The 5,639-nt window shown below is 61.1% G+C and carries 6 protein-coding genes; 4 read left to right on the top strand and 2 right to left on the bottom strand.

Annotation, left to right across the window (positions count from 1 at the left end):
* Window positions 1-410: 410 nt before the first annotated feature.
* The 4 genes from FUT88_RS12985 to FUT88_RS13000 all read left to right on the top strand — a co-directional run bounded on the left by FUT88_RS12985 (window position 411) and on the right by FUT88_RS13000 (window position 2,341).
* Window positions 411-776, top strand: coding sequence for a hypothetical protein (locus tag FUT88_RS12985; RefSeq protein WP_147215663.1), 366 nt, complete (start codon window positions 411-413; stop codon window positions 774-776).
* Between the two features lie 338 nt (window positions 777-1,114).
* Window positions 1,115-1,378 carry a DUF2933 domain-containing protein gene (locus FUT88_RS12990; RefSeq protein WP_147215665.1) on the top strand — a complete coding sequence of 88 codons (264 nt, stop codon included), beginning with the start codon at window positions 1,115-1,117 and terminating at the stop codon, window positions 1,376-1,378.
* Complete coding sequence (locus FUT88_RS12995; protein ID WP_147215667.1) at window positions 1,378-2,049, top strand: methyltransferase family protein; 672 nt, start codon at window positions 1,378-1,380, stop codon at window positions 2,047-2,049. The genes FUT88_RS12990 and FUT88_RS12995 overlap by 1 nt, the downstream gene beginning before the upstream one ends.
* A gap of 28 nt (window positions 2,050-2,077) precedes the next feature.
* The gene (locus FUT88_RS13000; RefSeq protein WP_147215669.1) at window positions 2,078-2,341 is read left to right on the top strand and encodes a DUF5676 family membrane protein; all 264 of its coding nucleotides are present in this window, start codon (window positions 2,078-2,080) and stop codon (window positions 2,339-2,341) included.
* Between the two features lie 42 nt (window positions 2,342-2,383).
* On the opposite strand, the gene FUT88_RS13005 is transcribed toward FUT88_RS13000, so the two are convergent.
* The gene (locus tag FUT88_RS13005; RefSeq protein ID WP_147215671.1) at window positions 2,384-4,624 is read right to left on the bottom strand and encodes a copper-transporting P-type ATPase; all 2,241 of its coding nucleotides are present in this window, start codon (window positions 4,622-4,624) and stop codon (window positions 2,384-2,386) included.
* Window positions 4,625-4,780: 156 nt separating this feature from the next.
* Window positions 4,781-5,254 (bottom strand): hypothetical protein, encoded by a 474-nt coding sequence (locus tag FUT88_RS13010; protein ID WP_147215673.1) that lies wholly within the window; start codon window positions 5,252-5,254, stop codon window positions 4,781-4,783.
* Window positions 5,255-5,639: the final 385 nt, after the last annotated feature.

Consider the following 5,639-nt stretch of genomic DNA (forward strand, 5'->3'; position numbering starts at 1 on the left):
GCTCGGCGTGTGAGGCTTTTTGCTCGGCCGTCCGAGTTCGGAGCTCGACGTGTGAGGCTTTTTGCTCGGCTGCCCGAGCTCGGAGCTCCGCGTGTGAGGCTTTTGGCTCGGCTGCCCGAGCTCAGAGCTCGGCGTACGAAAATCAGAATCCGGTGCGTACCCCATCGCTATAATTCCCCCGCTGCCGCACCAACGGCAGCACGGGTTTAGCGATCCGTAACTCTCCGAAGAGGCCGCCGTCACACGCGGCAGGCCTCAGCACACTCGCGCGCTTTCTATGGCGGGCCGGGTGGGGAGACCTTCGGGTCTACCGGTTTTCTCGGAGAGCCGGATCGCTAACCCCATCGTCGGGCCCGCCTCCCTCGTTTAGCGACGAAAGTCGGGCCTTTCACCATCTCCGAGAGGTCCTTATGTCTAGCAGTGAACAGACGGCGCGGAGAATCGCGTCGTATCCCTCCCCGCCAACATCGCCACCCCCAACCGCATCCAACGCAGGCGGACTCACCAAAAACCGCGTCTACCTGAACGGCGCACTCGAGGCGCGGGCGTACCTCAAGCGCATCCGCACTGCCATGTGCACCCACGGCCAATGCCGGCCGGGCATGCTGCTCGAACAGCTGCAACTGTTCTCCGCGCAGTCGTTCCCGCCGCCGTTCGTGAAGGGCTTTGTCGATGCAATTGACGCCTACGTTTCGATGTCGCTTGGGGGCCGCGATGTCGATCCGCAAACGTGGGATGTGCTAGCCGCCATAGAGCGGCGTGGCTACAGCCAATAACAACTGATTGACGCATTCCCGTGACGGGCGGGAATGCCGATGCAGGCGGGGCGTAGTGAGGCGGCTGTCTTCAAAGGACAGAGCCGGGCCGTCCACCCTGCGAGCCTTAATTCAAGCGTTAATTCAAGCGTTAATTCAAGACAACGACGCTATGGCAACTCCGAGGCGGCTGAATCGAATACGGCAGTTATGGCCCGAGCAAGAAGAGCGCCGTTGATTGTCGTATCGCACAAGGGCAAGTCATTGGATCGTGTTGATCCGGGTCAACTCCTCTTTCTGTATCGCGCCAATACTGAAAACGTAGCTTGGTGAGCCCATTGCTCTGGCCGGAGGCGGATATGGAGAACCATGAACATGGGCAACAACGTGACGACGCTGCGCCAGCCATCACGCGTTCGAAGCTTGTACTGGTCGGTTTTCTATTGGTGGTTGCGTACTTCCTGTGGACCGAACATCAGGCGCACGTTATCCAGTTCCTGCCGTTTCTGCTGCTCGCGGCATGTCCGCTGATGCATGTATTCATGCACGGCGGTCACAGCCATCGACATCACGGGCACCCGTCGGCCAAGGCTGACCGCGCCGACGCCCAGGGAGAACAGTGATGCAACACGACAGCACATTTGGGTACGGCCTCTGGTCCTTGGTGTTCATCAACTCCGCCGTCTTCATCATCTTTGCCTTCAGCTTTACGAAGCCTCAAACCTCGCGGGACTGGCGTTCGTTCGGCGCGTTCTCGGCGTTCATCGTTGCGCTGTTCACCGAGATGTATGGGATACCGCTGACGATTTATCTGCTGTATCCATGGCTCACAGCAAAGTTTCCTGGCGTCGACTTTCTTTCGCATGACTCGGGGCATCTGCTGGAAGTCATGTTTGGCTGGCGGGCCAATCCGCATTTTGGCTTGTTCCACATCGTGAGCAACGTCCTCATCTTTGGTGGCTTCATCCTGCTCGCCACGGCATGGCGCGTGCTCTACGTCGCGCAAAGCGCTCACCGACTTGCAACCACGGGAATCTACGCGCGCTTGCGACATCCGCAGTACGTGGCGTTCATTCTCATCATGGCCGGTTTTCTCTTCCAGTGGCCGACCCTGCTGACAGTCGCCATGTTCCCGATTCTCGTGTGGATGTATGTGCGCCTGGCGAAGGCTGAGGAAGCCGAGGCACTGGCCGAGTTCGGGCCCGAATATGCAGCCTATCGGGACCAGACACCCGCATTCTTTCCCCGCCTTGGCGCTGGTGCCCACAACGACAAGGTGCATAGGAAGCTCTGACATCCGGATATTGAAGCAGGAGGCAGCCATGAAGCCGCTCAAAACAGGTGCCACGTTTGGCGTGACGGTCATGCTGTTCTACGCTTTGTGCGCGGTGGTCTGGTATGCGTTTCCAGAGCCGTTCATGCAGTTCATGACGGCGCTATTCCATGGCATCGATTTCCACCCGCTGCAGAGCGGGAAGGCAACGCTTGGGGGCACGGTCTATGCAGATGTCGTCCTTGGTCTCTGGGCCTTTTTTGCGGCGACGTTCTTTGCCTGGCTGAGTGCAAAGCTCCCCCCGGCACATTGAGTGGCTGGGCTCGCCGGGGCAGTGTGGAAACCGCCCCAGTGGCTAGATACTTAGCCGGCGCAGACGAAGCGCGTTGGATACCACCGACACCGAACTCAGGCTCATCGCGAGCGCTGCAATCATGGGGGACAGCAGCAAACCGGTTGTGCTGTAGAGCACCCCGGCGGCGAGCGGCACGCCAAGGGCGTTATAGACGAACGCGAAGCCCAGGTTTTGCTTCATGTTGGCGATGGTTGCCTCGGACAGGTTCCGTGCGCGTGCGATGCCGCGCAGGTCCCCTTTCACGAGCGTGACCTGCGCACTGTTCATGGCGACATCCGTGCCTGTGCCCATGGCGACACCGACATCGGCCTTTGCCAACGCGGGTGCATCGTTGATCCCGTCGCCTGCCATGGCGACTGTCCGGCCTTCGCTTTGAAGCTTCGTCACCAGCGCCAATTTGTCCGCGGGCCTGACTTCTCCATGAAACTCGGCGATGCCCAGCGACTCAGCGACGGCTCTTGCCGTGACCGTGCCGTCGCCGGTGGCCATCACCACACGAATGCCTGCGTCCTTCAATTGCGCCAACGCTTCCGCCGTTGTCGATTTAACGGGATCTGACACGGCAAGCAGACCGGCAAGCCTGCCGTCTGCGGCCAGGTACATCACGCTCGCGCCTCGCGCGCGTAGCGTGTCTGCGGCGTGGGCCAGCGGAGCTGCATCGATGTGTTCTTGTTCCATCAACACCGTATTACCCAGCGCCAGCTTCTTGCCGGCGACAGCGCCGCGTACGCCGATGCCGCTGCTGGATTCGAAGTTATCCGCCTTGTGCAGAGACAGCCCGCGCGCTCTGGCGGCCTCCACAATGGCCGCAGCCAATGGGTGTTCGCTGCCTTGATCCAGACTGGCCGCCAAGCGCAGCACTTCCATGTCATCAAAACCGTTGGCCCCCACGCTGCGTTCAAAAGCAGGCTTGCCTTCGGTGAGCGTTCCGGTCTTGTCGACCACGAGGGTGTCAACCTTGCGCAGGTTCTCGATGGCGGCGGCATCGCGAAACAAGATGCCGTTCGACGCGCCCTTGCCGCTCGCCACCATGATCGACATTGGTGTGGCAAGCCCCAGCGCACATGGACAGGCGATGATCAGCACGGCGACCGCGTTGATCAGCCCGTACACCCAGCTTGGCTGCGGCCCAAAGAAGCCCCAGGCGAAGAAGGTCAGCACGGCAACGGCCACCACAGCGACAACGAAACCGCCCGCGACCTTGTCCGCCATGCGCTGCATGGGCGCCTTGGAGCGCTGAGCCTGGGCAACCATCTGGACGATCTGCGAGAGAACGGTTTGGGAACCGACTTTCTCAGATTCGATGATCAGGCTGCCTGCTGTGTTCATCGTCGCGCCAATCACGTGGTCACCCACCCGCTTGGTCACGGGGATCGGCTCACCGGTAATCATGGATTCGTCAAGCGAGCTGGTGCCTTCGACCACGATACCGTCGGTGGGCACCTTCTCGCCCGGCCGCACGCGCAGCCGGTCACCAACGTGCACATGGCTCAGTGGTATATCGGCTTCGGTGCCGTCCGCGTTGACGCGCCGGGCCGTCTTGGGGGCCAGACCCAGCAGTGATTTGATGGCGGCAGAAGTTTGCGATCGCGCCTTCAGCTCCAACAGTTGGCCCACCAGCGTGAGAGAGATGATGACCGCCGCCGCCTCGAAGTAGACGCCGATCCGGCCGTGCTCGGTGAACGTCTGGGGAAACAGTCCTGGCGCGACGGTGGCGATCACGCTGTACAGATACGCGGCGCCCGTGCCGAGGCCGATCAGCGTCCACATGTTCGGGCTGCGGTGCACGAACGACTGTGCGCACCGCTGGAAGAAGGGATAGCCCGCCCACAGCACCACGGGGGTCGACAGGAGCAGCTCGACCCAGCTTTGTTGCGAAGCATCCATCCAGCCGTATCGGTGTCCGAACATCGCGAGGATGAACGTTGCAATGGTAAGCGGCAGCGTCCACCAAAAGCGGCGCTGGAAGTCGATGAGTTCCGGGTTCTCTTCTTTGTCCAACTCCGGAATGACGGGCTCCAGCGTCATGCCGCAGATCGGGCAATTCCCTGGGCGGTCCTGGCGGATTTCCGGATGCATCGGGCACGTGTAGACGGTGCCTGCTTGGGATTCGGCGGGGGCTGGTGCGGCCCTGCCGTGTTCGTGCACTGCACCGTGTCCGTCAAGGCGATGACCGGCGTGCGGATCATGCGAGTGAGTGCGATCGTGCTCGGCTGCGTGGATGTGGCGGTGCTCTTCCATGGACATCGGCTCCTATCAGTTCGCCTACTGCCGGACGCACTCACTTCGGGAAGCATCGTGCGTTTTCTCATGCTCAAGAAACGATGAACCCTCCCATTTGGGAGGGTCAACGGTGAGCGTTGCGCCAGCGCTGCACTGCGCGACTCGGCTATCCACCTACTTAGACATCATGCCGCCCATTCCGCCACCCATGCCCATGCCTTGGCCATCCATCATCATCTGCATCATTTCCTGCATCATGGCCGTGTGCCGTTCCATCATCCCCTGACACATCGCCATCTGGCTGGCCTGACTCTTTCCCTTCATTGGCTTCATGTCGCCCGTCTGCCGCATGCCAGCCATCATGTCCTGCATCACTTTCATGCGCTCGTCCATCAACGCTTGACGTTGTTCAGGCGTGTTGGCGGATGCCAAGCGTTCCCTGATGGCACGGAGATGAGCAATTTGGGCATCAAAGTCGGCATTGCTTTGCTGCACAGCCGTTGCAGCCGGTGCTGCGGCTTTCTTCTCTGCGTGAGTATGGTCATGCTCGGCGCTGCTCGAAGGGCCCGCAGCGAGCGCCAGAGAAGCCCACACGCACACGAGTGCGGTCGAGACGGTTGCGATAAGGGTGCGTCGAGTGTTTGCCATGATGACCATCCTTGAGTGTCATTTGCTCCAGATATCACTGCCAATGTAGAAGACGGGCGCGATGCGCCATTGATGCATGTCAAGCCGTCACTGCATGCGCCTGCGTGGAACGCGCGCGAGCGGTCGTTTGTTGCGCTAGCGCCCTGGAATGGGCCTGACGTCAACGCACAGAATCGGCAGTTGGAACGGGCCCCATCGCTATAATTCCCCCGCTGCCGCACCAACGGCAGCCGGGTCTGGCGATCCGTCTGAAGTATTTCCTGTGAATGCATGTCGCCTCGCGGCGACGTGCTGCGTTCGCTCGCGCAAGCCAGTTCATGGCGGGCCGGGCGGGGAGACCTTCGGGTCTGCCGGCGCCACAGGGAGCCGGTTCGCCAGCCCCGCC

The sequence above is a fragment of the Ralstonia sp. TCR112 genome (genome assembly GCF_007997035.1).
Lineage (GTDB): Bacteria > Pseudomonadota > Gammaproteobacteria > Burkholderiales > Burkholderiaceae > Ralstonia > Ralstonia edaphi.